Origin of the sequence: Ochrobactrum sp. BTU1, from assembly GCA_018798825.1 — a bacterium.
GTDB lineage: Bacteria > Pseudomonadota > Alphaproteobacteria > Rhizobiales > Rhizobiaceae > Brucella.
Window position 1 is genome coordinate 1,554,433 of sequence record CP076355.1, and the last position, 23,397, is coordinate 1,577,829.

A 23,397-nucleotide genomic window follows, 5' to 3' on the forward strand; every position below is an offset into this window, starting at 1 on the left:
TCCATCGGGCGCATGAAGTCATGCTAAATTCGCAGCAAAAGAATTTAATAACCATTAAATCATGAGTGGGTGAATTTTAGGATGGACAAAATTCATTGAAGGCGATGATATAGTTACTAACAAGGCCAAACACTCAATACCGCACGATTGGAAGCCTATGCGGCCGAGACTCAGCGGAATTGCATATATCTAAAATCCGCATCTATCCGAAAGCAGTTTAGACCTTTTGGGATGCGCTTACATTTGCTGGTGGAGAATTGCATGCCTAGCCTATTCCGACTTGAAAATTCGTGGGTCGCGACGCCTGCACCAGCCGGAACAATGACAATCGAAGTGTTTAACCTGTCGGATGAAACCCTGACTGATTTCTCGCTTTGCTACACCAGCATTACCCGTATTGTTGGAGAACCGCAGATCACGAACGGACACTTCGTCCTGCATGATGGCAGCTTCAACGAAGTAGCTGCACCCAAAGGCTTCACATTGAAGCCGGGTGGAACATGGACGGTGAGCGTCGCACCACTTAATCGCTCACCGTTTCATGTTAATGACGGAGCGAAGACGGCTTATCTCAAATGTGCCGATGGCCGTTTGATCCACATTGAGACCGGCGAACTCGCACTTTCGGGACAGAATCTCCCTCTACCCGGCCCGCGTCTGCCGGAGGGTCGTCTTACGCTTCCGTTTGCCCTGCTGCCATGGCCTGTAAAGTTTAGTGCTGAGGCAGGCAGCACACCAATTGCTTTGCATCCCGCAGAAGGTACCGATCTTGCGGGCCTGCGTGCACTGTCGCTGGTTGAATCGCTTCATGCACGGCTATTCCCGCAAGCACGTCAGGTCTTTTCACTCAAGTCGGTCGAAGGCGGACGCGCCGTTTCTATAAAGACCGACGCGGGCATCAAAAAGTGCGGCTTCACCATCGATTTCACCGCTGAGCTGATCACGGTTACGAGCGCCGATGTCGACGGCACACGCCATGGTCTTGTCGCGCTCGCACACATTCTTGATGGCGCAAAGCAGGATGCAGAACGCTTCAAATTCCCGCTCTCGGGCCGCATTGAAGATGCCCCACGCCATGATTGGCGTGGCTGCCTTCTCGATGTTTCGCGTCATTTCTGGACGCATCATGAAGTCACGCGGTTCCTTGACATCATGGCCTGGTATCGCCTCAACACCTTTCATTGGCATCTGACCGACGACGAAGCCTGGCGCATTGAAATACCTGAACTACCCGAACTGACGGGGATCGGCTCAACCCGCGCTCCGAACAGTGTTATGCTGCCGCAATTGGGCGATACGCTTGAACCATCGCACGGCTTCTATACGCAAGCGCAAATACGCTTAGTTGTCGAACACGCGCAATCGCTGGGCATCGAAGTGGTTCCGGAAGTCGATATGCCTGGCCATTGCAAGGCGGTGCTGACCGCGTTGCCGTATCTTCAGGACCGAAATGAAGCAAATGAGTCCTACAAAACAGTGCAGGGCTTCACGAACAATGCGCTCAACCCGGCCATGCCAGCGACATGGGAGTTTGTGAAGACGATCCTGGACAATATCATTGCGCTTTTTCCAGGCCGCTATATCCATATCGGCGGCGACGAAGTGGCCGACAATTCCTGGATCGGCTCGCCACTTGCGCGCGAATTGATGGAGCGCGAAGGCCTTGAAGGCACGTTTGAACTGCAATCCTGGTTCATGCGCAAACTCAAGATCATGCTGGAACAGCGCGGCCGCGTTCTCGCTGGCTGGAATGAAGTAGCCCATGGCGGCGGTGTGCAGCCGGAAGGCACTCTGCTGATGGCATGGCAGGCACCCGAGATTGGAATTGCGCTTGCAAAGCAGGGTTATGACGTCGTCATGACGCCGGGTCAGGCCTATTATCTTGATATGGCGCATTCGCATAACTGGTGGGAACCAGGCGCTGGCTGGGCTGGCGCTTCTACGCCGGAAGAAAGCTATGCTTACGAGGCTGCGGGCGATTTCCCGCCGGAACTGGCGCAGCATCTTAAGGGTGTTCAGGCATGTATCTGGTGTGAACATTTCACTACGCACGCCTATTTCAACGACCTCACCTTCCCACGCCTGCTGGCGGTCGCCGAAGCAGCATGGACACCAGCATCGGAAAAGGATTGGCTGCGCTTTGCTGTGCAGGCACGCCGTCATCCGCTATTTTGATCCTTGTGTCCTGTGCGGTTTTAGCTGTGCAGGACAAAGACTATTTTGGATATAGTGGCGCACTGAATGTCGACCTCGAGCCTTGATCTTGTCCGGCAATATCCGATCGTGCGTGCCAGCACGATCGCGATCCTGTTTTTTGGTTTTGCGGGGGCGGCCACAACACCTTATCAGCCGATTGTCGGCATCCGGGTCATCGGCTTAAGCGATTTCACCTATTCGGTCGTGGCCTTCTGTGCCGTCGTCGCCAATCTCGCGGCCAGCATCGCCATCGGACTGGTATCAGACCGCATCGGGCGTTATCGCGCGCCGATGGTTATCGTTACAGCCCTAGGCGTTGCAGGCTTCGGCCTGATCTGGCTGTTTCCGTCGCCATGGGTCTTTGCACTGGCAACAATTGGTCCGATTGCACTTTTCAACGTCATCAGCACGCTGCTCTTCGCCAATATCCGCAATCACTCGGCGGGAATGACAACGATTGAACTCGGAGATTCGATCACCATCGTTCGTATGGCGATTTCGATCGCGTGGATTCTTGTCCCCGGCCTCGTCGGTGCCGTGCTTGCCGGAACTGGCTCGCCTCTCACTGCATATTCCTTTGCAACGCTGCTTTCGCTTGGTTGCTTTGTGTCGATCATGACGCTGATGCCCCATGATCATAAGCCGGAAGTAAACGTACAAAGCACAAAGCCATCAAGCGTTGCCGATCTTCAGCGCCTGATTTCACCCGGCGTTCTCATTCGGTTGATCGGAACCGCGCTCATTACCTCGGTTTTACATGTGAACGCCATCGCTTTGCCGCTAATCATTACCGGGCGTGGTGGTGGTACGGTCGAAGATGTCGGCATGGTAATGGGCTTCGTGGCAGGACTTGAAGCAATCCTCATGCTCGTCTGGGCCCGCATAGGACGCCGCAAAAGCCAGATTAGTATTTTCTGTGTCGCATCATTGCTTTACGCAATCTATCTTGTCTGGCTTGCATTCCTAACCACACGGTGGGAGATTTACGCCGCATCAGCGATTGGGGGGATCGGCGCTGCTGCGATCGTGAGCCAGCCAATAAGCTATCTGCTTGGTATCATTCACGATCGGCCCGGCTTGTCTGCTTCCCTGATCGCAATAAACATGTTTGTCGGCGGTGGCATCGGCACAGCGCTTTTTGCGATTGGCACAAGCTTTGCTGGCTATGGAACCGTCACCATCATGGGGGCTATCGCAGGATTGGCCGGTGTCGCGATACTTGCAAAGGTAGAGTACAAGAAAAACTGAGGGGGAATATTTTGAGCCGGATACTATTGGAAGTCTGCGTTGATGATGCTGAAGGGCTCGACGCCGCGATCAAAGGCGGTGCAGATCGGATTGAGCTTTGCGCGGCACTCGCAATCGGCGGGCTGACGCCCTCCATCGGCCTCATGCAACTTTCAGCCAAGGCACCAATTCCTATCATGGTGATGATACGGCCCCGCGCTGGCAGCTTCGTCTGGACCGAAGATGAATTGCAGATCATGGAAGCCGAAATTGCAGCAACACGCGCGCTTGGCCTTGCAGGTGTTGTGATCGGTGCCAATCTGCCCGATGGAAGGCTTGATAAGCATGCATTGCAGCGCTTGGTCAAAGCAGCCGATGGCCTTGAGATCGCACTGCATCGCTCAATTGATCTTACTCCGGATGCAGCGCAGTCAGTGCACATGGCTGTTGAACTTGGGATGAACCGGATTTTGAGTTCAGGCGGCGCCTTGAAAGCCATATCTGGCCTCGATCGCCTGAATGTCATGCAGCACGCAGCGAATGGCAAAATCATCATCATGCCGGGTTCAGGCGTGAATATAAGCACACTTCCGGCAATCGCAGCAGCATTGCCTCATCTCACTGAAATTCATGCATCCTGCAGTGCGCCAATCGATGCAGATGAGATTTTGCAAAATTTCGGCTTCGCCGTGCCGGGTGCCACAAGAACCACAGTAGCAAAGGTTGCCGAGCTTCGAACGGCCCTCAAAGCAATTGCCGACGGCAGACAGCCACCTTCCTGATTTGAGCAGCCATCCCGTGCTCAGGAATGGCTGATATGCAAACGGAGCAAAACAAAATTTGTGTTAAAATAAACAACTGACATAAGAAATTTGTGTTGAAGTAAAATTTTCTTTTCAATAGAAAATTACAACACAAGGAAAGGGCCGGAGTTGCAACCGACAGAAGACCTCTATCAGACTGTGCAAGCAGCGGTGCCGGAGCTTACTCCGAAGCTGCGTGGCATATGCCTGTTGATCGAAAACGATCCGGTAGGCTTCATTCGCTCGACTGCACGCGAATTGTGCAATCAGCTTGGTACTTCAGAACCAACTCTCATCCGCTTCTGCCAGCGCTTTGGCTATGCGGGCCTTGCCGATTTCCGCATCGACCTCGCTTTATCGCTTGCCCAACGCCCCGGCCTCGTGCCCGCTGGCGTGGAAGCCAACCCCGTTGATCGTCGCGCCGTCAATTTCGACGCCAAGGATGCAATCGGACGCAAGGCAGTCCAACTGCTTGAAGGCGATACAGCGGTGCTGTTTGATAACGGCTCCAGCATAGAACGCTTCGCAGCGCATCTAGGCGACCTTGCGCCGCTTATCGTCATGACACGAAGTCTTGACGTTGCACAGACCGTGCTTCGTCACAAGCAGCATCAGGTGATGCTGACTGGTGGTAGCATTCGTCGTGAGACCATGTCCGTCTCCGGGCGACTGGTGGATACGGCTCTTTCCCAGATGCGTTTCGATACTTTCGTCATGGGTGCAGACAGCATTGAGCCCGAAACAGGCGTCAGCACTTTTCTGGAAGACGAGGCCCATGAAAACCGTGCGATGATCGAGGCTTCTGGCCGTGTCATCGTACTGGCCGACAAGACCAAATTCAGCAAACCACGGCTGCATCGTATCTGCGCAATGGATCGGATTACGGCGATCATAACCGATCTTGAACCCAATCACGAAATAGCCAATCGCATCCGCGAACGCGGTGTGCGTGTCATCAGTACTCAAGAGGACGGCGTTAATGACTAAACTGGAAACGAGCCACACCTGGCAGGAAATTCATGCGCAGCCGGGCATCTGGCAGGCATGGGCAGCACCTCTTGCCACCCAGTCGGCTGAAATCCGAGAATGGATCTCCGCCAAGGGCATCAAGCGTATCGTTTTCAGTGGCGCCGGAACCTCGGCTTTCATCGGTCAGGCTCTTGCATCGGTCAAGGCAGGCGCGATTTCACTTACCGCCATTCCAACCACCGACATCGTTTCCAATCCATCCGAAACGCTGTCCGATAATGCGGAACTGCTCGTGGTCCAATTTGGCCGCAGTGGCAATAGCTCGGAAACCATCGCAACACTCGACCTGCTGGACGAGCATTTCCCGAAGGCGCACCGGCTCAACATTACCTGTAATGGTGAAAGCGCACTGGCAGTTCGTGCAGCTAAAGGCCCAGGCGAGCAGCGCGTGATCGTCCTGCCTGAAGCAACACATGACCGCGCCTTTGCCATGACCTCCAGCTATACCACGATGCTTCTGTCGGCACTCGCCTGCATTGATGGCACGGTTGACGTCGCCGACAAGCTCAACAAGCTCTCGGCTTCGGGCGCCAAGGCAATTGCACAGCTCGACGCAACGCCTGCCCCGCATCCAGACCGAGCAATATTCCTGGGCTCCGGCGCACTGACCGGCGTTTCTCGCGAAAGCGCACTCAAGGTTCTAGAGCTGACCGCAGGTCAGGTCATGACCAACTGGGACAGCACGCTCGGCTTCCGTCATGGACCAAAAGCTTCGGTTGTCGGCAACACTCGCGTGGTGGTCTTCATTCACCCGGATCAGCACACCGCGCGTTATGATCGCGACATCGCAGCTGAAATTGCTCAGCAGTTCCCGACAGCGACTGTTACGACTGTTGGCGGCGAAGGCTGTGATCTTGCGCTTGATCTTACCGGCGACAGCCGCTGGGACGCCGTACTTTACGTGCTTCTGGCGCAAATCTGGTCTGCCCGTTGGTCAGCAGAGCTCGATCTCAACATCGACAATCCATTTATTGATCAGGGCAACCTGACACGCGTTGTTTCCGGGGTTAAGATTTACCCCTTTGCAGCATGAAACACGAGGTCAGCATGATCTGCGGCGCCATTGATCTGGGCGGCACCAAAATTGAGGGCCGCCTGTTCGACGCAAATATGGAAACGGTTCTGACAAGGCGTATTCCAACGCCTGTCAGCGACTTCGAGGCCTTTATCGATGGGCTTTCGGCGCAGATTGAATGGCTGACCGAGACGGCGGGCAATCCAAATCTGCCCGTTGGCATCAGCCTGCCGGGCTGGATTGATCCAGCCACCGGCCACGGCTTTGCATCCAATATCCCCATCACCGGTCGCGATGTGGGTACAGCATTGGTCAAACGTTTCGGGCGCAGCTTTCCGCTGATGAACGACTGTATGGCTTTCGCCTATTCGGAAGCGCATGGCGGTGCAGCAGAAGGCAGCGAAGCGATGATCGGCCTGATTGTCGGCACCGGCATGGGCGCTGGTGTGGTCATCAATGGCGAAATTCCGCCGCGCTATAATGGTCTTGCACTGGAAATCGGTCACACGGGTATGCCTGCACGCGTTCTGAGCGAGCAGAACCTGCCATTGATCCCTTGCGGCTGCGGCAAGACGGGTTGCATGGAACGCTATGTTTCTGGCACGGGCCTCGCCGATATTTCCAAGATCAAGCTCAATGAGACAATCTCCAATCAGGAACTGACATTGCGGGCGTCCAATGGCGATGCGAGCGCAGAAAAAGTTCTCGATAACTGGGCTGATCTGATGGCGGAATCGCTTCTGACGATGCAGCTTGTTGTCGATCCGGATTGTTTCGTTCTTGGCGGCGGCCTTTCCAATATGGATGGAGTTGCCGAACGCGTCTCGAAAGCATTCGAAATGCGCAAGCTCGGCCCCACACGCATACCCGCCATCAGAACTGCACGTTTCGGTGATAGTTCAGGTGCCCGTGGCGTTGCGCTATATGCACTTAATCATTCTGGAGAAAGCCAATGACCCGTCTTGTCGCCCCCGATTATGTATTTCTGAATGGGCGACTTCAGACTGGCCTCGTGGCCGAGATCGGCCAGCATGGCGTCGATCGTCTTCGCCCGCGCAAATCGGATGAAACGCCGGACCTCACGCCGCATGTGTTGATGCCAGCCTGCATCGACCTGCAGGTCAATGGTGCTGGTGGCGTCATGCTAAACTCGGAAACCAGTGCAAAAGGTATCGCGCACATCGTCGCGACACTGCGCAAACTCGGCACTGCTTGGGTTCTACCGACGCTCATTACCTGCGAGCCGGAGCGCATCATTCAGGCAGCCCATGCAGCCGTAGAATGCAAGGGCATGGATGGTTTCTTCGGCCTGCACATCGAAGGCCCACATCTCAACCCTGCCCGCAAAGGCACACATCGCGTTGAATTCATCCGCCCGATGGATGTTTCCACGCTTGAAGCGCTCAGAGTTTTGCGCAGGGCGGATGTGCCTGTCATGCTGACGCTGGCACCGGAAATGGTGCCAGGCGACACGATCCGCGAGATCGCCGATATGGGTGTCGTGGTTTCCGCTGGTCACACTAATGGCACAACGGAACAGGCGCGCGCCGGACTTGAAGCCGGTGTCAGCTGCTTCACCCATCTTTACAACGCCATGCCGCCAATGACATCGCGTGAGCCGGGAGTGGTCGGCACTGCAATTGGCAGCGATGCTTTCGTCGGCATCATTGTTGATGGGCATCATGTCACCTGGGAAATGGTCGGCGTCGCATGGCGTGCGCGACCAAAGCGCGAGCGCATGTTCCTTGTATCCGACGCCATGTCGACCATTGGTGGCCCGGATCATTTTGAGCTTTACGGCGAGCGGATCGAAGTGCGCGATGGTGCACTCGTCAATGCTGCCGGTTCGCTTGCTGGCGCCCATATCGATATGGTCGGCTGCCTTGCCAATCTCGTTCAGCATGTCGGCGTGCCGCTTGAAGAAGCCATTCGCGCGGCCTGTGTCGTGCCTGCCGATGTAATGGGCGTAGCTAGCCCAAACCTTGGTGCCGGTACGCCACTGCCAGAGGTTCTTGCTCTGGATAGTCATCTTCAGCGCATTTCTCTCTGAAATTTACCTTATAAATGGAGTCCCGTTATGAGCAGCACTCAGACCTTGAGCAAACTTCCCGCCCGTTATGCGAGCGGTGTGCGGGGCGGCATCACCTCGATCTGCTCGGCACATCCTCTGGTTATCGAAGCAGCCCTTCTTGAAGGCATTGCAACCAACACCGACGTTCTGATCGAAGCCACCTGCAATCAGGTCAATCAGGATGGCGGCTATACCGGCATGACAGCTGCAGATTTCCGCCGTTTTGTCGAAGACATTGCTGCACGTCTCGGTTTTGATACAAGCCGCCTTATTCTGGGTGGTGACCACCTCGGCCCCAATCCGTGGAAGCACCTTAGCGCTGAAGAAGCCATGGCCAAGTCCGAAGTGATGATGGACAGCTTTGTGCGCGCAGGCTTTACCAAAATCCATCTCGATACCTCCATGGGCTGCAAAGGGGAACCGGTTGCACTGCCTGATGCGGTAACCGCTGAACGTGCGGCCCGTCTTGCCAAGGTTGCGGAAAAAGCGGCAGCTGAATCTGGCTTTGATCTGCCTGTCTATATTGTCGGCACGGAAGTTCCGATCCCTGGCGGCGCGATGGAGGAAATCGAAGATCTGGAACTAACCAAGCCAGAGGCAGCACTCGAAACCATCGCCATTCATCGCAAGGCTTTCGCAGCCCTTGGATTAGAGGATGCATTTTCTCGCGCCATCGGCGTTGTTGTGCAGCCGGGTGTGGAGTTCGGCAATGAAAACGTTGTCTATTACGACAGCGACAAAGCGACCGCTTTAAGCGGCGTTCTCAACGAAACTCCGCAATTCGTCTTTGAAGCACATTCGACCGACTACCAGCCGGTTGAGGCGCTGTCGGCTCTGGTTCATGATGGCTTTGCCATTCTGAAAGTCGGACCGGGCCTGACGTTTGCGCTGCGTGAAGCACTCTACGGCCTTGATCAGATAGCAGCATTCTTAGACAAACTGCCCGAAGAAGAGACCGTTCGTGGCAAGCTTGAGAAGTTGCTTCTAAACGAGCCCAAGAACTGGGAGAAATATTATCATGGCGACGCAGAAGAGCTGCGTCTCCAACGCCATTTCTCCTATAGCGACCGCATTCGCTATTACTGGCCGCATCCAGAAGCCACAGCTGCCGTCAATTCGCTGCTTGAGCGCCTTAAGGGCCGCAAAATTCCAGAAACGCTGATCAGCCAGTATCTGGGCACGCTCTACCCGGCCGTCGCAGCTGGCAAGGTTGAAGCCACGCCACATGCACTGATGGTCGAAGCCGTCAGAAATGTCATCCGTGTCTATGGCAAAGCCGTCGGAACACATTGAGTATGGGATGTGAGAGGCGCGGGAAACTCCGCGCCTCTCACCGAATAACTCAAACTTTGAGGCTGTCCTTAGCCAGATTATGGAAAAAGGACACACCGCGTTCCAATATTTCATCGTTGAAATTATAGGTCGAGGTGTGAAGACCAGAGCTTTCGCCATTTCCGATCAGGAGATACGCACCAGCCGACTTCTCCAACATGAAGGAAAAGTCTTCGCTTCCCATAAATGGCAGGTCAAGCTCTTCAAAAGCATCTTCGCCATAATGCTGCGTCACTGTCGCTTTCGCCTGCTCGAATGCAGCCGCATCGTTAATGGTTGCCGGATAACCGGTCATCCAGTCAAAGCTCACATCCGCGCCGTAGCTCGCTGCCTGCATCTTTGCAACCTGTTCGACCTTGTCACGCAATGTCTTGCGGATGACCGGATCGGTGGCACGCATCGAGATTTCAAGCTTGGCCGTATCAGGAATGACATTACAAACCGCACCCGAATTAAACGCACCTACAGTAATCACGCTGGCCTGATGTGGCGAGACAGTGCGAGAGACGATTGTCTGCAGGGCCATCACAATGCTTGACGCTACCACGATCGGATCAATGGTCTTTTCAGGCTCGGCGCCATGTCCGCCACTGCCCTTAACCGTCAGTGTCAGTGCATCTATGGAAGCGGCAATAGGGCCTGCCTTGGATGCAAACTTGCCGGCTTCCAAACCTGGCCAATTATGGAGCGCAAAGACCTGATCGCAAGGGAAGCGTTCAAAAAGCCCTTCCTCGATCATGATCTGTGCACCGCCATAATTTTCCTCGGCGGGCTGGAAAATGAAATGAACAGTTCCCGAAAAGTCCTCATCCTGTGCGAGCGACCATGCCGCGCCAAGCAGCATTGCTGTATGACCGTCATGGCCACAAGCATGCATCTTGCCTGCATTCTTGCTTGCATAAGGCAAACCAGTTTCTTCCAGGATTGGTAGGGCATCAAAATCAGCGCGGAAGCCTATGGAGCGGTTTGAATTACCCCGGCGCAGAGAGGCGACAATGCCAGTCCTGGCAAGCCCACGGCTTAGTTCATAGCCCCATTCCTGCAAGCGGGATGCAATATAGTCGGACGTCTCAACCTCCTCTAATCCCAGCTCAGGAATACTATGCAGATGCCTGCGGATAGATTTAAGCTCATCCTCAAATGCACCCAATTTTTTGTTGGCCATGATCTCCCCCTTAATTTATGTGCAAGAATTGACGCAGGCGCTGCGAATGCGGATTACGCATCACGACATCAGGCGAACCGCGCTCTTCAACCACGCCTTTGTGCAGGAAGATGACTTCGCTTGAAATTTCGCGTGCAAGCGCCATTTCATGTGTCACCATCACCATTGTGCGGCCTTCTTCGGCGAGTTTTTTGATAACCTGCAGCACTTCCGTCACCAGTTCAGGATCCAGTGCAGACGTCGGCTCATCAAACAGCATGACTTCAGGTTTCATAGCAAGCGCACGAGCAATTGCAGCGCGTTGCTGCTGTCCACCGGAAAGCTGAGTAGGATACTGATCGCGTTTGGGCGTAATCCCCACCTTTTCCATCAACACTTCTGCTTCGGCCAATGCTTCCGCCTTTGACATGCCCAGAACATGGATCGGTCCTTCGATGATGTTCTCAAGGATCGTGCGATGCGACCAAAGATTAAAGCTCTGAAACACCATGCCCAGGCGTGTGCGCACATGTTCAAGTTGACGAGGATCGGCAGCATGGGATTTTCCATCGCGTCCGACCTTGGTGCGGATCACTTCACCCGCAACTGCAATCTCGCCTTCATCTGGAGTCTCCAGATAGTTGATGCAGCGCAGCAAAGTGCTTTTGCCCGAACCACTGCTGCCAATCAGCGATATAACGTCGCCTTTCTTGGCTTCAAAAGAGATGCCCTTTAGAACCTCGACACCAGCGAAGCTCTTGTGAATATTTTTGACAGTGAGTGCCATGGACGTCATTTAAATTGCTCCTGAAACAGATCAGACCATCGACGCGCGTGAGCTGCTCATGCGCCGTTCGATCCAGTTCATGATCCGGGTAAGGATGAACACGACGGTGAAATAGAGAATGCCTGCCGCAATCAACGGCTCGAATATCGATAAGGAACTGCGTTGCAACGCGCGTGCGGTTCCCATCACTTCCATGATTGTAATTGTGGATGCAAGCGAAGTGGATTTAAGCAGGATGATGAGATCACTTGTCAGAACCGGCATACAATGACGGAAGGCCAGAGGAAGGGTCACGCGGCGCAAAATCTTGAACCGGCTCATACCGATGGAAAGTGCTGCTTCGATCTGCCCGCGTGGGATCGACTTGATAGCACCGCGAATTACCTCGGCATTGTAAGCACCCTGATTGAGGCTCAGCGCAAAGACCGCATACCACAGGCCATCACGCATATATGGCCACAGGAAACTATGTCTGACCCATGTGCCTGGCAGGATTTGCCCGAGCCCGTAATAGATCAGATAAAGCTGCACTAGGAGTGGCGTGCCCCGGAAAATGAAGGTGTAGACAAAGGCCGGCCATTTCAGAATGCGGCTCTTTGAAAGCAGCGCCAACGCACTCAGTGTACCAAAGGTGAGGCCAATAATGCCTGCTGTTGCCGTCAACAGCAGTGTCAGCGGCATCGCCTTAATCAGCGGCGGAAGGAACTCAACGATTTTAGTGATCGATTCCATTATCCGTGCCCCCGGCTCAGGCGTTTTTCAAGCCGTGCGATTATCAGAACTGAAACCAGTGTGATGCCCAGGAACAGAAGTGCCGTGAGGCCGTAAAAGAACACATATTGCTTGGTGGAGGCCGCCGCGCGATAGCCCGTATAAAGCAATTCATGGAAGGAACCGAGAACCGAAATGATTGCGCTTTCCTTGGTTATCGAAAGCCAGAGATTGCCGATGCCCGGTACGGCATGACGCATCATTTGCGGAAAGATGACGCGGGTAAATATCTGGCGGCGACGCATCCCGATGGATAGTGCCGCTTCGATCTGCCCCCGCGGAATTGCCAGATAAGACGCGCGCAAAACTTCTGTCATGAAAGCGCCGTTGACAAAAGCCAGCGCAATGATTGCAGCCCAAAAAGCGCTAAACTGGAAATCATTGCCGACAAGGCCCGTCGCCTTGAGAAGCCGTTCCGCACCTGTTGCGACAGAGAAATAGAGCAGCAGAATAACAAGCAGCTCCGGTAGAGCGCGAACCACCGTTGTGTAGAAATCTGCAATCGCTTTCGTGAAACGGTTTCGCGAAAGCTTGCCCGATGCGGCGGTGAGCCCAAAGAGGAATGAGACTGCAAACGCCACGGCCGAGACCTGCAAGGTCATTAAAAGTCCGTGTGCGAATTCGTCTCCCCAGCCCTCGCTTCCCCAGGCTAACAGTTGCCAATAAGAATCCATGCAGATTAATCCGATCAAAAAGCCAGACGCTTCGCATGGAGCGCCACGCGTCGCTATCAACGCAAGAGGGGCGCTCCAGCTTACTGAATTTCCGCATCCTGCATTTCAAAGTCGATCTGGACTTTGGGCGGATGCTATAAGCGAAGGCCGAACGCCTTACCGGCGTTCGTTTCCAAAATGGATTACTTCTTTTCGAAAATCCACTTGTCTACCAGCGCCTTCAAAGCGCCTTCCTTGTCGAGTTCTGCAAGTGCTGCATCGACCTTTTCAAGCGTTGCTGTGTCGCCCTTGCGGACGGCATAGGCGACGCCTTCACCCAGCACTACGCTCTTTGGCGCGACAAGCTTGACTTCGTAATCTTCGCCCTGCGGGGTCTTCAGGAAATTCTGCACGAACAGATCCGGTGCAAGCACATAGTCAACGCGTCCCGCAACAAGATCAGCAACTGAGTTGTCAGCCGTGTCGTAGCTCTTGATCGAGACATCCGGCAGATACTTGGTCATGTAAGCCGACTGAACGCTCGAAGTCTGAACGCCGACGATCTTACCCGACAGAGCAGCCTGATCGACGACTTCACCCGAGCCGTCGCTCGCCGCAACAGTGCCGACCTTGTCCGTATCGGACTTTGAACCGACAACGACAGTGCCTTCGGTATAGTAAGGCGTACTGAAATCAACAACCTTGCGGCGTTCCTCAGTCACCGAAAAAGCGCCGATTATGAAATCGACCTTGTTTTCGGTCAGCGATGGAATAAGGCCATCCCATGCCATCGACTTGAATTCACACTTGTCTGCAAGCTTCTCGCAGAGTGCGCGCGAAAGGTCCGCTTCCAGCCCTTCCCATTCACCTGCAGAATTGACCTGCGTGAACGGCATATATGGCTCAGGCGTCATGCCTAGACGAAGTTTACCTTCTGCCTGTGCTGCGCCGCTAGCCAATAAGGCAAGCGCGATCGCCCCTGCAATTTTCCCTTTAAAACTCACCATGTTCCCGTTCTCCTTATATTTTTGTAGCGGCTCACCTTTTTAATGACGGCAAGCGCGGGGAATGTAGATAAAAAATGGCTCAGAAGCGGACGCTCCTGAGCCGTCAGACTTACTTGCGATACCAACGCAGCGACATGCAGGAAAGGCCCGCATCGATCTTGCCGATCTGCGTGGTTTTCAGGGGAACCACGTTGTAACCGCTCTTTTCCAGCAGCTCGATGGTGCGTGGGAAGTCGGAGCCGACCATCACAACATCATTGACACGCAATGCGTTGGCAGCAGCTTCCTCCCCTTCCGGAACGATCAGTTGGCGAAGACCGGAGAACACGCCGGACCTTGCGAGGCGGCTCGTGGATAGGACAGTTTCTTCATCGACCAGTGAGCAGTCGGTTTTGAAATGCAAAACGCCTTCCGGTGTCGAAACTACTTCGCCCTTGCGACCAATCTTATCAAGGCTTGCGATAAGCGCTGCTGCGCCTGCCTTATCGGTACGGGCGGAAAGACCGATCATCACGCTCTTCTGTGTCGTCAGAACGTCGCCACCGTCAGCAAAGCCTGGCTCTGGAAGTTCAACAACGGTGTCGAACATCTGGCGGAGCGTCGGTTCAATAACAGCCGTTTCACCAACGCGCGTTACTGCGCCCGGACGGAGCAGAATAGCGCCTTCCGTGAAAACGAGTGCTGGATCTTCAACGAAGATGGAATCAGGGAAATCTTCGAGCGGAGGAAGGATCGTAACCTCAACGCCTGCAGCCTGCATGGCAGCGATATAGGCGTCATGTTCGGCCTTAACGCCTTCATAGGTTGGGTTGCCGGTATCCAGCGCACGAAGACCATTCACCACAGAGCGCGATGGCTCACGGACGATGATCGAGTTGAACTCATAAACGGGTCTGTTAGAAGACATGGAAGGGTACCCTCAATTTAGCTGGAGCCTATCTACCCGGCTCTTGTTGTTGCGTAAAGCAAATGTGTGCCGTTTGTTGTGCGGCGCGAAAGATGAATGCCGGCCAACATGCAGCGGACCGAACCGCCAGCCAGCTCAATTGTCGGAACGGCGAAAGGCAGCAGCTTTGCGGTCTGTTCGATTGTCTTGATCTGATCACTGCTCAAAGCAGCAAGAGCACGGGCTGAAAGCGCCAAAACGCGCCCATCCTGGCCTTCCAGTTCAATTGCATTGCCGGCAAACTCACCGATCTGTTCTGCCGAAAGATGAATGACCGTGCGTCCGGTTTCCTGCAGACGATCCACGATTTCCTGGCGGCGAGCCGGATCAGTAATCATATCGGTTCCGATCAATGCATAATCCGCACCAATGCACATCAGCACATTGGTGTGATAAATTGGCCTGCCTGACGAATCGACCGCGTCAAACACCATCGGCTCGAAGTTGAAATGGGTACAGAAACGCTCGAGCGCCACTTCATTGGTGCGGTTTGAACGAGCTGCATAGGCCACGCGGCCAATATGGTCGAGAACCATGGCGCCCGTGCCTTCAAGATAGAAGTGATCGCGCTCCAGACCCGAATAATCGATGACGTCCTGAACGCGATAGTCACGCTTCAGCATTTCGATTACGTCAGGGCGGCGTTCTTTTTGGCGGCTTTCCGAAAACATTGGATAGATGGCAACATGGCCGCCCGAATGGGTCGAGAACCAGTTATTCGGGAAAACTGAATCGGGCAAAGCGTGGGTTTCGTCTTCGAAAAGATGAACCGTTACGCCCGCATCAGCCAATCCCTCAGCCATGAGCGTTACCTCATCGAAAGCAGCTTTCGCGAGCACTTCAGCCGTGCGACGCTCGTCGACGGACTGAAATGCATTATCCTTTGCGGTTTGCGCATTGGGGGTAAAATGATGCGGTCGGATCATAACAACCGATTTCGGACTCTGGACAGACGGTCTGCTCATTCTCAGACTATTCTCACTGATAAAGCATGTCGCAAAAGGCATGCATAAAAACAAAGACTTAAAGCGCTTATCGCTGCGCCAACGGAAGCGAGTTTGGCATGGGCTAAGCCATGAACTTTGGTAGCCCAATCAGGTGGCTTTTCCTGCTCTCAAACATACTCCCACGCTCCTCCATCAACACTCCGACAAGCAAAGTAGGATGGCATAAAGTCAGTTAAAATTGTAAAAGTGTCGCGTCATTTGCAAAAAATCTAGCAATTTGCACAGTCGAACTATAAAAAGTGTCATGCATATTTTTGATGATCTAGATCATAAACTCATTGCCATTTTGCGGGAGGACGGACGTGCGCCGCTCTCGAAGCTGGCGACTATTCTCGGTGTTTCCCGCGGTACGGTTCAAGCACGCCTCGATCGGCTGTTGGAAACAGGTGCAGCATTAGGTTTCACGATCCGCGTTCGGCAAGATTACGATGATGGGGTTGTGCACGCGATCATGCTGATCGAGGTGCAAGGCCGATCAACGACCAAAGTGATCAAGCTTTTACGGGGATTGCCGCAAATACGCACGTTGCATACGACAAACGGCTCATGGGATCTTGTCGCGGAGATCCATGCAGAAAGCCTGCACGAGTTCGATCGCGTCTTGCGTGAAGTGCGAACGATCGAAGGTGTCCTGAACAGCGAGACCAGCATTCTGCTAAGTAGCGTATAATGCAAAAGGCCGGCGGTTTTCACCGCCGGCCCTGTTTTTGCTATCAAGCTGCCTGCTTCAGCGCCATTTCACATCGGATGAGCATTCCATAAAGGTCGCGTGGCTCGTCGGGATCAGCAAGCATATCCAGCTCGACAAAGAGGCCAGTTTGCTCCAACTTGCTGCGGACATATCGCAGCGCCGAGAAATCTTCGATTGCGAAGCCAACACTGTCAAACAGGGTGATGGCTCGGTCGGAAGCACGACCGGAGATCGCACCCGTGATGACTTCCCAGAGCTCCTTGACCGGATAGTCGGCATCAAGCTGCTGAATTTCACCTTCGATACGGGTCTGCGGTGGGTATTCGACAAAAATGTCGGAACGCAGCAGAATGTCTTTGTTTAACTCGGTTTTGCCAGGGCAATCGCCGCCGACTGCATTGATATGCACGCCAGGGCCGACCATGTTGTCACTGAGAATAGTGGCATATTGTTTGTCAGCCGTAACAGTCGTGATGATGTCGGCACCTTCAACGGCTTCCTGCGACGTGTTGTGAATCGAAACAGAAAAGCCCTTGTCGCTCAGATTACGCGCACAGCGCTCGCTGGCAGAGCGATCAATGTCAAACAGGCGCAGATTTTCGATCCCCACGATGGCTTTGAACGCCAAAGCCTGAAACTCGCTTTGCGCACCATTACCGATGATCGTCATGGTCTTTGAATCAGACCGCGCAAGATGTTTGGCTGCAACGGCCGACATTGCGGCTGTACGAAGCGCTGTGAGAATGGTCATCTCGGTTAGCAGCATCGGATAACCATTGCCGACATCGGACAGCACGCCAAATGCGGTTACGGTCTGGCGACCTTCCTTTGTGTTCTTCGGGTGGCCATTTACGTACTTAAATCCATAGAGCGTGCCGTCACTTGTCGGCATCAGCTCGATCACACCTTCGTCGGAGTGCGACGCGATACGCGGCGTCTTGTCGAACTGTTCCCAACGGCGGAAATCTTCCTCGATCACCTCCGCCAGCTCCTTGAGGAAGGTTTCAACCCCCACCGTGAGCACAAGCTTCATCATGTGATCGACACTGACAAATGGAACAATATTCAGCTTTTCATTGGTCATTGATTTGAACCTTTATCCAACATGTTTGGGCAAAGCACTGCTGGCTCAGGCCTTGGTTGCGAGAAAATTTTCCGCGATCATCGAAACGATCTGCGGCAGGATTTCAAAGGCATAAGGTGCGTGTACGCGCTCAAGCTTCTGGTGAAACTCACGCCCCCATGGGCCGATATTGACCACCGGAAACTCTAGAGCGTCACCCGCCGGATGATCGACTAGACGCGCGACCGGCGTGTTGTTTGAAACAATATCCTGCCCAAGCGTCGCCTGCCCCAGAAAGCTCATATCGGAAATGCCCTGGAAATACGGCTTCCAGACGAGTGACTGATCCGGGAAAGCTGCAAATGTCTGCATCGTTGTGTCGATAGCCTGTTTGAACGCACGATCATTGGCCTGCGTATGATCAAGATGGCCCGCTGGGTAATGAAGACCGGCAAAACCCACAACAACTGCCGGACCTGACAGATGAGCAACGCCGACGAGCCATTCGGTCAGTTGACGGCTGACTGATAACGGATTGTCAATATTGGCAAGGCGCTTTTCCTGCTCGCTGTAAAGAGCTTCAAACTGCTCGCCGGCAACCTCTGCAGCCATCACACGCAACTGCTCGAACGTGATGAGCTTCGGTGCTGCAGGAATTGCGCCCGCACGTTTTCCAATCAACTCCCCGAACGCTTCTGATTGACCGGCGAAGCGCTCAACCGCCTCTGTCGCACCGGCCAGAACCTCGCTCTTGAAGCGATTGAACAGCTCTTCCGCCGTCATGGCATGATAAAGCCAGTTAAGCGCGATCCAGAAACGCTCAGGTGTCGTCACTTCATATCCGTCACGCAGGTCTTTTGCCTCAAGGCAGATTGGTGGCGGCGAAATATCATTCTCATCGCGGTCAGCAAGCGCTGCATTACCTTCAAAACGTGCGAGAATGCTGGCGGCCATTGCCTGCGCGCTCACACCTTCATAAGGATAGCTCGCATGTGAACTCAGTCCTATAACCAGTGCGAAGGGCAGCAGCTTTCCAATGGTTCCCGCATAGACCGCACGGCCTTCTTTTCCGTCGCCCTGATCAGATGTCACATCGAGATTGATTGCAGCCGAAATTTCAATATCGAAGTCGCGCGCGATCGCCGGCAGCGCATTACGCATCGAACGCATACCACGGCTTTCGCGTTCTTCATCCGGGGTGAAAACCAGCAAGAGATTACCGCTGCGATCCGGATCAGCCGCAAATTTTTCAGCACAGGCTATACCCACGGCAAGGCCGCTCTTCATATCGAGCAGGCCACGTCCGGGAAGAAATTCGCCGCTCAGCAAATCGTCTAGCGCGCGCTCTTCCTGCGCAGAGCGTGAACGATGAGACAAGTCCTTGATGAGAGCATCCTTGAGTTTGAGACTCTCACAAGCGAGCGACTTAAGCTCGTGGTAGTTGTCCGTTGCAACCGTGTCGAAATGACCTGCAAGCGCAAGTGTGCGCTTGCCCTTTCCGCGCACCAGCGCGACCACATTATGGGTCAGCGGATCGCCATGACTGGCTACGGTGCGAATATTATCCGGGTTCTGCTTGAAGTAAGGAATTTCCTTTAGTACGGCTACGAGATGATCGGAAAACTCCGCCTCTCCACGTGTGCCTGTTTCACTGCCCCAACCCACAAGGCGCAATGCCAGATCTTCGACATACTGGCCATTAATATGGTTGTGCGCGGTCGTTACGGCGTTGGACACGCCATTTGAAACATTCGCAGTCATTGAATCTAATCTCCGTCGATTAGAGCGTATTTCGAGATATCAGAAACACGCTTGAGAATATAAACTTCAGGCTTCGGCCGTTTCCGACCGGCTTATTGCGAAAGATGCTTTCGTAGGAACGCTCTTGTCCGTTCCTCGGCAGGATCGGACAAGACTTGGCTCGGCGCGCCTTGTTCAACCACCACACCACCATCCATGAACATCACATGGTCGGACACTTCGGCGGCAAAGCGCATTTCGTGAGTGACGATCAGCATGGTCATGTGCTCGTTTGCGAGCTGCTTCATGACCTGATTGACTTCTTCCACCAGCTCCGGATCAAGCGCAGATGTCGCTTCATCAAAGAGCATAACTTTGGGCTGCATTGCCAAAGCGCGGGCAATTGCCACACGCTGCTTCTGACCGCCAGACAGACGCGCCGGATATGCATGTCCCTTATCAACAAGGCCAACCTTGGCCAGGAGGTTGTTGGCACGGTCCAACGCATCCGCCCGGGAGAGGCCCTTGAGCTTGATTGGTCCAACCATGATGTTCTGCAGAACCGTCAGATGCGGAAAGAGGTTAAACTGCTGAAACACCATGCCCATTTCCTGGCGGATGTGGTTGATGTGCTTTTCAAAAGCGCGCCCCTTGAGCGGACGATTTACCTGTTGTCCATCAAGCCAGATTTCACCGCTTGAGGTTTCCTCCAACATATTGATGGAGCGGAGCAACGTGCTTTTTCCTGAGCCGCTGGGGCCGATGATGGAAACAATCTTCCCGCGTGCAACAGTCAGGTCGATGCCTTTCAGCACCTCAATCTCGCCGTAAGATTTCCGAATTTGGCGCAATTCGATCATAGGGTTCTGTGTGTTCATCGGATAGCTTCCGCTTTCTTGGCCGCTTTGCTCAAACCCCATTCCATCAGAAGATTGACGAGGTAATAGAGCACGGCTGCAACGAAGTAGAACTCAAAAGGACGATAGGTTTCGCTGATGCCGCGCTGGGCATTCAGCACCAGTTCTGTGATGCCGAGCACCGAAAGAACGGCCGTGTCCTTGAGTAGGATAATGCTGTTATTGCCGACCTGTGGCAGTGCAGTAAGGATTGCCTGCGGGATAATGAAATAGCGCAAAGAGGCACCATTGCCGAAGCCAAGGGAACGCGCGGCTTCCATTTGTCCTTTGTCGACAGTCTCCAGCGACGCACGGAAAATATCGGCATTGTAGGCGGCATAATGCATACCAAGCCCAAACACACCGGTCCAGAATGCAGGCACCATGATCCCGATCTGCGACAGGCCATAATAGAGCAGATAAAGCTGTAGCAGCAGCGGTGTGCCCATGAACAGAAATACGATGCCGCGGAGGGGAAAGCTTATCAGTTTGGGCGCATGAAGAGTGACAATTGCGATCACAATGCCAAGCACAACACTGATAACGCCGGCCAGAACAGTGATCAGAACGGTCCAGAGAAGACCGATGAGCAACAGTTCCGCATAAGGCGGAACAACGGTGAAATCCAGACTCATGCTCCCGCCCTCTTTTCAGCGCTGAAGTATGTTTCAAGACCGCGAACGATCAGCGAAATGACAGCTATGATGACAATGTAAGCCGCAGCGGCCACCGCAAAAACTTCAAATGGTTTGTAGGTAGAAGTAACAAAGCGCTGCGCGGTATAAGTCAATTCAACCACGCCGATGGTGGAGACAAGGGCCGTACTCTTGGTCAGAATAACCGTATTGACGCCCAGCGACCGTATCATCAAAGGAGCAGCCTGCGGCAGGATGAAGAGCCGCATCGTCCCAACCCGGCCAAAGCCAAGCGACCGGGAAGCTTCATTCTGACCCTTATCAACCGCAAGGATCGCACCACGCATACCCTCAGACATATAGGCGCCGATGTTGAAGCCCATTGTTATGACACCCGCCACAAAGGGGGTGAACTCAAAGCCGAATTGTGGCCCACCAAAGAACACGAGGAAAAGCTGAACCAGAAGCGGCGTACCACGCATGATGCTGATATAGGCAACAGCAATCCAGCGCACCGGTGCATATCGTGAAAAGCGCGCCATAACGAGTATGCTTGCGACCACCAGTCCGATCAGCAGCGAAACAATGGTCAGTGCGACAGTGACCCAGGCAGCTTCGACAATGAAGGGAAAAATCCGCTCGATAAGTGCGATATCCATCCTTCAACCTTTCTGCTCCATGAGGAGGAACACCCGCCACGACATATTGATTTCAGCCAACCGGCTGAAACAAAGCAATGACAGAGTTTAGGAATGAAAGCATTGTCAACAAAGCTGCTTAAAGCGCTCAACTTAAAGACAATGCGTCAAACAGAAAATGCGGCTATCCATTCACATTCAAGCCGCTCGTGTGTTTGCGGCAGGGCAGCAAGTTATGCTGCCCTAACCACAGACAACCGGGTTAACGGATATCCGTGCCAATCCACTTTTCGGAAATGGTCTTGTAGGTACCATCAGCCATCATATCGTCGAGCGCCTTCTGCATAGCGTCACGAAGTTCGGGATTGTTCTTGCGAACAGCAATACCAATGTCATAGCGCGGGAGCTTGTCATCCTTGATTTGCTCGATCGGTGCGCTGCTCTTGGAAATTGCGACCAGAACAGGCACGTCGTCGGCAATCACTGCATCAATGCGACCCGAACCAAGGTCGAGAAGCATTTCTGGCAGGCCTTTATAGGTGCGGACTTCATACTTGTTCTGCTCGCGAACCCACTTTTCAGAGGTTTCACCAAGCGTCACACCAATTGTCTTGCCATCAAGTTCGTCAAGGGACTTCACGCTATCGCCCTTGCGCAAGAACAGGCCAAGACCGGAGCGGTAGTAAGGGCCGACGAAGTCGATTGCCTTTTTGCGTTCTTCAGTGATGCCCATCGAGCCGACGATTGTATCAAACCGACCGGTGACGAGACCAGCGATGATGCCATCCCAGGCGGTGGTGACGATTTCAGGCTCAGCCTTCAAACGGCGTGCGATTTCAGAACCGATATCAACGTCGAAGCCAACCACCTTGTTGGATTCATCGACAAAACTGAACGGAGGAAAAACGCCCGAAAGCGCAATAGTCATCTTGCCGTTCTTCTGAATTTTTTCCAGATCATCAGCCTTCGCGGCATGCGCGGATAATGAGATGCCAAGCGCTATAAGCGCTGTGGAAAAAAGTCTCGCCATTTTCATACTCAGAGTTCCCTACGAAAGCCCCAGGCGGAGCTGTTGACGCTATTTTGATAGCCTTGTAACCGGCCTCAACAGGGATTTGCGCGGGCGCTCCTATTGCTTGCAGCATTTTAAGAACCGCTTGTGCACTCCCCTTGGCCAAAATCATTATCTGCAATTAGATTGACAAAAAAGAATATAAAGTGATTATTTTTATAAAATAGTGACGATATCGTCAGTAAAACTTACTTTTATGGAAGCCATACCAATGGACGAGCTGGACAAGAGACTGATCACAGAGCTTCGCATCAATGGCCGAGCTTCCGTTCCACAGCTTGCTGAGCTTCTAGGCGTTGCCCGCGCCACCGCGCAAAAACGGCTCGACCGCATGATTGCCAATGGCGACATTAAAGGCTTCACCGTCCGGGTCCGTGATGATATCGGCAAAGATCAGATCCGCGCCTTCATGCTGATCGAAATGTCAGGCTCATCACTCAAAGCTACAATCAGCGCAATCAAACGTGTTCCGGGTCTAACAGGCGTTTTTAACACGAACGGAATCTGGGATGTAATTGCCGAGCTGGAAGTCTCGACCATCTCCGAGCTTAACGAAGTGATTTCGACGATACGATCCCTTCAGGGCGTGAGCAAAAGCGAAACTTTCATCATGCTAGGGCCAGCATAGGCCTTCTTTGCCGACTATTTATAAGCTTCATAGGAACCAAACCCCA

At 53.6% G+C, this 23,397-nt stretch carries 23 protein-coding genes; 10 read left to right on the forward strand and 13 right to left on the reverse strand.

From position 1 onward, the window contains the following. Positions 1 to 261 precede the first annotated feature (261 nt). The 8 genes from KMS41_18540 (at position 262) to KMS41_18575 (ending at position 9,634) form a co-directional block, all read left to right on the forward strand. Entirely contained in the window at positions 262 to 2,175 is a 1,914-nt protein-coding gene (locus tag KMS41_18540) for a family 20 glycosylhydrolase (GenBank protein ID QWK79458.1), read from the forward strand. Between the two features lie 66 nt (positions 2,176 to 2,241). Then, on the forward strand, positions 2,242 to 3,444 hold the full coding sequence (locus tag KMS41_18545; GenBank protein ID QWK79459.1) for an MFS transporter: 1,203 nt from the start codon (positions 2,242 to 2,244) through the stop codon (positions 3,442 to 3,444). Between the two features lie 11 nt (positions 3,445 to 3,455). Further along, positions 3,456 to 4,205, forward strand: a complete 750-nt coding sequence (locus tag KMS41_18550; GenBank protein ID QWK79460.1) for a copper homeostasis protein CutC — start codon at positions 3,456 to 3,458, stop codon at positions 4,203 to 4,205. Positions 4,206 to 4,355: 150 nt separating this feature from the next. Continuing rightward, entirely contained in the window at positions 4,356 to 5,213 is an 858-nt protein-coding gene (locus KMS41_18555; GenBank protein ID QWK79461.1) for a transcriptional regulator, read from the forward strand. Continuing rightward, positions 5,206 to 6,288 carry an SIS domain-containing protein gene (locus KMS41_18560; GenBank protein ID QWK79462.1) on the forward strand — a complete coding sequence of 361 codons (1,083 nt, stop codon included), beginning with the start codon at positions 5,206 to 5,208 and terminating at the stop codon, positions 6,286 to 6,288. The genes KMS41_18555 and KMS41_18560 overlap by 8 nt, the downstream gene beginning before the upstream one ends. Further along, on the forward strand, positions 6,285 to 7,226 hold the full coding sequence (locus tag KMS41_18565; GenBank protein QWK79463.1) for an ROK family protein: 942 nt from the start codon (positions 6,285 to 6,287) through the stop codon (positions 7,224 to 7,226). Before KMS41_18560 ends, KMS41_18565 begins: the two co-directional genes overlap by 4 nt. Further along, positions 7,223 to 8,320: an N-acetylglucosamine-6-phosphate deacetylase gene (nagA, locus tag KMS41_18570; protein QWK79464.1), complete on the forward strand. Its 1,098-nt coding sequence runs from the start codon at positions 7,223 to 7,225 to the stop codon at positions 8,318 to 8,320. The genes KMS41_18565 and nagA overlap by 4 nt, the downstream gene beginning before the upstream one ends. Positions 8,321 to 8,347: 27 nt before the next feature. Next, positions 8,348 to 9,634 carry a D-tagatose-bisphosphate aldolase, class II, non-catalytic subunit gene (locus KMS41_18575; GenBank protein ID QWK79465.1) on the forward strand — a complete coding sequence of 429 codons (1,287 nt, stop codon included), beginning with the start codon at positions 8,348 to 8,350 and terminating at the stop codon, positions 9,632 to 9,634. 49 nt (positions 9,635 to 9,683) lie between these two features. On the opposite strand, the gene KMS41_18580 is transcribed toward KMS41_18575, so the two are convergent. The 7 genes from KMS41_18580 to KMS41_18610 form a co-directional block, all read right to left on the reverse strand. Continuing rightward, positions 9,684 to 10,838, reverse strand: coding sequence for an amidohydrolase (locus KMS41_18580; protein ID QWK79466.1), 1,155 nt, complete (start codon positions 10,836 to 10,838; stop codon positions 9,684 to 9,686). A 10-nt stretch (positions 10,839 to 10,848) separates the two neighbouring features. Next, positions 10,849 to 11,613, reverse strand: coding sequence for an ATP-binding cassette domain-containing protein (locus tag KMS41_18585; protein ID QWK79467.1), 765 nt, complete (start codon positions 11,611 to 11,613; stop codon positions 10,849 to 10,851). Between the two features lie 21 nt (positions 11,614 to 11,634). Continuing rightward, positions 11,635 to 12,336, reverse strand: a complete 702-nt coding sequence (locus KMS41_18590; GenBank protein ID QWK79468.1) for an ABC transporter permease subunit — start codon at positions 12,334 to 12,336, stop codon at positions 11,635 to 11,637. Continuing rightward, the gene (locus KMS41_18595) at positions 12,336 to 13,049 is read right to left on the reverse strand and encodes an ABC transporter permease subunit (protein QWK79469.1); all 714 of its coding nucleotides are present in this window, start codon (positions 13,047 to 13,049) and stop codon (positions 12,336 to 12,338) included. Before KMS41_18595 ends, KMS41_18590 begins: the two co-directional genes overlap by 1 nt. Before the next feature lie 182 nt (positions 13,050 to 13,231). Continuing rightward, the gene (locus KMS41_18600) at positions 13,232 to 14,035 is read right to left on the reverse strand and encodes a transporter substrate-binding domain-containing protein (GenBank protein ID QWK79470.1); all 804 of its coding nucleotides are present in this window, start codon (positions 14,033 to 14,035) and stop codon (positions 13,232 to 13,234) included. Positions 14,036 to 14,144: 109 nt separating this feature from the next. Next, positions 14,145 to 14,942, reverse strand: coding sequence for a dimethylarginine dimethylaminohydrolase (locus KMS41_18605; protein ID QWK79471.1), 798 nt, complete (start codon positions 14,940 to 14,942; stop codon positions 14,145 to 14,147). A 32-nt stretch (positions 14,943 to 14,974) separates the two neighbouring features. Beyond that, a complete protein-coding gene (locus KMS41_18610) occupies positions 14,975 to 15,946 on the reverse strand; it encodes an amidinotransferase (protein ID QWK79472.1) in 972 nt (323 codons plus the stop codon). 286 nt (positions 15,947 to 16,232) lie between these two features. Between KMS41_18610 and KMS41_18615 the strand changes: the two genes are divergently transcribed. Then, complete coding sequence (locus KMS41_18615; GenBank protein QWK79473.1) at positions 16,233 to 16,658, forward strand: Lrp/AsnC family transcriptional regulator; 426 nt, start codon at positions 16,233 to 16,235, stop codon at positions 16,656 to 16,658. Positions 16,659 to 16,701: 43 nt separating this feature from the next. On the opposite strand, the gene KMS41_18620 is transcribed toward KMS41_18615, so the two are convergent. The 6 genes from KMS41_18620 to KMS41_18645 all read right to left on the reverse strand — a co-directional run bounded on the left by KMS41_18620 (position 16,702) and on the right by KMS41_18645 (position 22,681). Beyond that, a complete protein-coding gene (locus KMS41_18620) occupies positions 16,702 to 17,763 on the reverse strand; it encodes an ornithine cyclodeaminase (GenBank protein ID QWK79474.1) in 1,062 nt (353 codons plus the stop codon). A 45-nt stretch (positions 17,764 to 17,808) separates the two neighbouring features. Next, positions 17,809 to 19,503, reverse strand: a complete 1,695-nt coding sequence (locus KMS41_18625) for a M20/M25/M40 family metallo-hydrolase (GenBank protein ID QWK79475.1) — start codon at positions 19,501 to 19,503, stop codon at positions 17,809 to 17,811. A gap of 92 nt (positions 19,504 to 19,595) precedes the next feature. After that, positions 19,596 to 20,342 (reverse strand): amino acid ABC transporter ATP-binding protein, encoded by a 747-nt coding sequence (locus tag KMS41_18630; GenBank protein ID QWK80317.1) that lies wholly within the window; start codon positions 20,340 to 20,342, stop codon positions 19,596 to 19,598. A gap of 14 nt (positions 20,343 to 20,356) precedes the next feature. Then, positions 20,357 to 21,013: an amino acid ABC transporter permease gene (locus KMS41_18635; GenBank protein QWK79476.1), complete on the reverse strand. Its 657-nt coding sequence runs from the start codon at positions 21,011 to 21,013 to the stop codon at positions 20,357 to 20,359. Beyond that, complete coding sequence (locus tag KMS41_18640) at positions 21,010 to 21,672, reverse strand: amino acid ABC transporter permease (GenBank protein ID QWK79477.1); 663 nt, start codon at positions 21,670 to 21,672, stop codon at positions 21,010 to 21,012. Before KMS41_18640 ends, KMS41_18635 begins: the two co-directional genes overlap by 4 nt. Positions 21,673 to 21,913: 241 nt before the next feature. After that, positions 21,914 to 22,681 carry a transporter substrate-binding domain-containing protein gene (locus KMS41_18645; protein ID QWK79478.1) on the reverse strand — a complete coding sequence of 256 codons (768 nt, stop codon included), beginning with the start codon at positions 22,679 to 22,681 and terminating at the stop codon, positions 21,914 to 21,916. Between the two features lie 253 nt (positions 22,682 to 22,934). Between KMS41_18645 and KMS41_18650 the strand changes: the two genes are divergently transcribed. Further along, positions 22,935 to 23,351, forward strand: coding sequence for an Lrp/AsnC family transcriptional regulator (locus tag KMS41_18650; protein ID QWK79479.1), 417 nt, complete (start codon positions 22,935 to 22,937; stop codon positions 23,349 to 23,351). Positions 23,352 to 23,397: the final 46 nt, after the last annotated feature.

Excerpts from the sequence above, each read along its gene's own strand:
- KMS41_18540 (QWK79458.1), top strand. The coding sequence starts at position 262 with ATGCCTAGCCTATTCCGACTTGAAAATTCGTGGGTCGCGACGCCTGCA.
- KMS41_18545 (QWK79459.1), top strand. The coding sequence starts at position 2,242 with ATGTCGACCTCGAGCCTTGATCTTGTCCGGCAATATCCGATCGTGCGT.
- KMS41_18560 (QWK79462.1), top strand. The coding sequence starts at position 5,206 with ATGACTAAACTGGAAACGAGCCACACCTGGCAGGAAATTCATGCGCAG.
- KMS41_18565 (QWK79463.1), top strand. The coding sequence starts at position 6,285 with ATGAAACACGAGGTCAGCATGATCTGCGGCGCCATTGATCTGGGCGGC.
- nagA (QWK79464.1), top strand. The coding sequence starts at position 7,223 with ATGACCCGTCTTGTCGCCCCCGATTATGTATTTCTGAATGGGCGACTT.
- KMS41_18575 (QWK79465.1), top strand. The coding sequence starts at position 8,348 with ATGAGCAGCACTCAGACCTTGAGCAAACTTCCCGCCCGTTATGCGAGC.
- KMS41_18580 (QWK79466.1), bottom strand. The coding sequence starts at position 10,838 with ATGGCCAACAAAAAATTGGGTGCATTTGAGGATGAGCTTAAATCTATC.
- KMS41_18585 (QWK79467.1), bottom strand. The coding sequence starts at position 11,613 with ATGACGTCCATGGCACTCACTGTCAAAAATATTCACAAGAGCTTCGCT.
- KMS41_18590 (QWK79468.1), bottom strand. The coding sequence starts at position 12,336 with ATGGAATCGATCACTAAAATCGTTGAGTTCCTTCCGCCGCTGATTAAG.
- KMS41_18595 (QWK79469.1), bottom strand. The coding sequence starts at position 13,049 with ATGGATTCTTATTGGCAACTGTTAGCCTGGGGAAGCGAGGGCTGGGGA.
- KMS41_18600 (QWK79470.1), bottom strand. The coding sequence starts at position 14,035 with ATGGTGAGTTTTAAAGGGAAAATTGCAGGGGCGATCGCGCTTGCCTTA.
- KMS41_18605 (QWK79471.1), bottom strand. The coding sequence starts at position 14,942 with ATGTCTTCTAACAGACCCGTTTATGAGTTCAACTCGATCATCGTCCGT.
- KMS41_18610 (QWK79472.1), bottom strand. The coding sequence starts at position 15,946 with ATGAGCAGACCGTCTGTCCAGAGTCCGAAATCGGTTGTTATGATCCGA.
- KMS41_18615 (QWK79473.1), top strand. The coding sequence starts at position 16,233 with ATGCATATTTTTGATGATCTAGATCATAAACTCATTGCCATTTTGCGG.
- KMS41_18620 (QWK79474.1), bottom strand. The coding sequence starts at position 17,763 with ATGACCAATGAAAAGCTGAATATTGTTCCATTTGTCAGTGTCGATCAC.
- KMS41_18625 (QWK79475.1), bottom strand. The coding sequence starts at position 19,503 with ATGACTGCGAATGTTTCAAATGGCGTGTCCAACGCCGTAACGACCGCG.
- KMS41_18630 (QWK80317.1), bottom strand. The coding sequence starts at position 20,342 with ATGATCGAATTGCGCCAAATTCGGAAATCTTACGGCGAGATTGAGGTG.
- KMS41_18635 (QWK79476.1), bottom strand. The coding sequence starts at position 21,013 with ATGAGTCTGGATTTCACCGTTGTTCCGCCTTATGCGGAACTGTTGCTC.
- KMS41_18640 (QWK79477.1), bottom strand. The coding sequence starts at position 21,672 with ATGGATATCGCACTTATCGAGCGGATTTTTCCCTTCATTGTCGAAGCT.
- KMS41_18645 (QWK79478.1), bottom strand. The coding sequence starts at position 22,681 with ATGGCGAGACTTTTTTCCACAGCGCTTATAGCGCTTGGCATCTCATTA.
- KMS41_18650 (QWK79479.1), top strand. The coding sequence starts at position 22,935 with ATGGACGAGCTGGACAAGAGACTGATCACAGAGCTTCGCATCAATGGC.